This is a genomic window from Jatrophihabitans sp. (genome assembly GCF_051960575.1).
In the GTDB taxonomy this organism is placed as follows: domain Bacteria; phylum Actinomycetota; class Actinomycetes; order Mycobacteriales; family Jatrophihabitantaceae; genus JBQCEE01.
This window is the reverse complement of sequence record NZ_JBQCEE010000421.1, coordinates 1-2,119: the sequence shown is the minus strand read 5'-3', so window position 1 is coordinate 2,119 and position 2,119 is coordinate 1. Positions and strand designations below refer to the sequence as shown.

Sequence of the window (2,119 nt, the reverse complement as noted above, 5' to 3'; positions counted from 1 at the left end):
GCCCCCGCGCCCGCCCAGAAGCCGTCTTGGCCCCCGGCCCAGACATTACCACGGCGGGCAAATGAGTGGGCCTGGGGACAAGCGGCAGTGTCGGACTAGGCGGCGGAGGTCTCGATCGGCAGCCGCGAGCGGGTCGTCGCGCCGCTGATCGCCGCGGCCAGGACCGGGATCCCGACCGCCACCGCGAGCACCGTCGGCCAGGGGACGACGAAGCGCAGGCTGCTGGACGGGTCGGCCCGATGCTGGTTCAGCTCCCACGCGGCGGGCACGACGAACCCGGCCCCTCCGCCGAGCACCGCGCCCAGCGCCGCGATCACGCCCGCCCGCGCGCTCGCCAGCGTGCGCCGCGTGCGCGGCGTCGCGCCCACGGCGCCGAGGGTGCGCAGGTCGGGCGCGGCGTCGACGTTCGCCAGGCCGGTGGCGATCACCGCGGCCAGGACGGCGATCGCGACGGCCCCGCCGACGACGGCGAACGTGCCCGCGGCGTAGCGGTTGTGATAGCCGCGCTCCACCTCGACCACCCCGCCGGCGACCACGCGCCGCACCCGTGCGGTCGCGGCCTGCAACTGCGCGTCCGTCGGGAGCTGTCGGGTCCGTACCAGCACCGCGACCGGCGCGAGGTCGGCGCCGCGGCCGCTCAGCGCGGCGGCCGGCACGACGATCGTGGCCGGGGCGGCGTCGCCGTGCATGGCCTGCGCAGGCAGGGTGAAGGCGACCTGCTGCCCGGTGCCCGACCCGTCCGTCCCGAGACCGTCGGCGGTGACGGTCATGGGGGTGAGGGCAAGTGGCACCTGGCCGCCGCGCGCGAGCGTGGGGTCGCTGACGAGCGCCATGCCGTGCCGCAAGGCATCCCGCTCTGCCGTCGAGCCCGGGCCGAACAACGCCGCCGCGTCGTCGGGGCCGGCGACCAGGATGTCCGCGAGCAGCCCGGTCCGCTGCGCGTCGTCGAGATGGACGAGTGTGGTGACGGTGCACGAGTCGGCCGGGCCCGGGCACGCGGTCCGCGGCGCGTGCAGCACGGCGACGGCCGCGGACGGCAGCGTCCGCGCGAGGGCTCGGGCGACGGAGGCCGACGTCGCGTCCGACGTCCCCGCCGGCAGGGTGACGCGGGCGGTGTTCGGGGGCAGGGCGGGCACGTACTGGCGGCGGTCCTGGTCGTCGACGGACGCCAGCGCGATGGCGATGCTGACCGCACCGATGGCCGCTGCCATGACCGCGGCGACCGCGGGGGTCGCGGCCGAGCGGTTGCGTCCGGTGTCGCGTAGCGCCAGCCGCGCCTGCAGGGGCAGGCGGCGCCCGCCGCGGGCCACGAACCCGAGCAGCGCGGGCGTGCACATGATCAGCCCGACCTCGAGCAGCGCGGCGCCGCCGAGGATGACCAGCGCGCTGCTCGACGAGACCGTCGCGGTGAGCGAGACGGCCGCGCCGGCGGCCGCGACAGCCAGGCCGAGCGCGGTGAGCCGGCGCCTCGTGCGGGTGGTGCCACGCCGCCCGCCGAGCGACGCGACCAGATCGGTGCGTGCCGCTGCGCGGGCGGGCAGTGCGGCTGCGGCCACCGCGGCGAGCACCGCGACGCCGAACAGCGCGACGAGTTGTGCCACGGGCACGGTGAACGCGCCGGGACGGCGGCTGATCAGGTGTTCCATCAGCGGTTCGCCGGCCGCCGCGACGGCGATGGCCCCGATCGTCCCGGCGAGCCCGGCCAGGGTGCCGAGCACGACGCCCCCGGCCAGCACACTGCGGCGAAGGTCGGCAGGGCTGCCGCCGACGGCGCCGAGGACGGCGAGTTCGCGGCGGCGGCGCTTGGCGCCCACTGCGAACGCCGGCCCGGCCAGCAGCACGACCTCGAGCAGGGCCATGCCGCCGACCAGCGTCAGCGCCACCACGAGGTTGTTCGAGTCCGCCGGCGTCCCGAGCTGGACGGGCACCCGACGTGACGCGCGCGTCGGGTGCAGATAGACCGCGCGCGAGATGGCCTCGAGACCGTGCGCGTTCAGCGCCAGCACGGTCGCCCAGGGCACCGGGCCGGGCGTGTCGACCAGCCAGTCGGCGCTGGCGTCGGCGAACGGATCGCGCAGGGGTGGCACCGCGGCCGGCAGCCCGTACACGGCCCGGACAT

Annotated in this window: 1 protein-coding gene; it reads right to left on the bottom strand. The window is 77.2% G+C overall.

Going from position 1 to position 2,119, the window contains the following annotated elements:
• Positions 1–95 precede the first annotated feature (95 nt).
• On the bottom strand, positions 96–2,119 hold a 2,024-nt coding region (locus ACTHMS_RS23670; RefSeq protein WP_440309113.1), incomplete at its 5' end, for an FtsX-like permease family protein.